Annotated in this window: 1 protein-coding gene; it reads right to left on the bottom strand. The window is 64.8% G+C overall.

What is annotated here, in order from left to right:
- A partial coding sequence (locus tag QSK32_RS45360; RefSeq protein WP_285475569.1) for a transposase family protein occupies positions 1–271 on the bottom strand: 271 nt, incomplete at its 3' end.
- Positions 272–298: the final 27 nt, after the last annotated feature.

Genomic DNA, 298 nt, shown 5'->3' with positions numbered 1-298 from the left:
ACCGAAAGCCGAACCTGGTGCGGGCCTGTTCGTCGAGGTCATGAAGCCAGTCGGTGATCGCTGCGAACGACGGTGCCCCGGCCATGACTGCGCAGACCGCGACGCCGAGTACCGCTGACAACGGGTAACGGATCCCGCGTCGGTCCCGCGGATCGGGGATCTTCGCCAGCACGTCCAGCAGAACACCACAGTTACCCTTGGTGACCGCAGTTGAGGTGGTGGCGGCGTGGGGTGCCGTAACGGTCAGTGCGGTGATGAGAGATGATGCCATCGGCGGGTGAGGTCCTCGGGGTTGTGA

This window comes from Actinoplanes sp. NBRC 101535 (genome assembly GCF_030269225.1).
Taxonomy (GTDB): domain Bacteria; phylum Actinomycetota; class Actinomycetes; order Mycobacteriales; family Micromonosporaceae; genus Actinoplanes; species Actinoplanes rectilineatus.
This window is presented reverse-complemented; position numbering and strand designations above follow the sequence as displayed.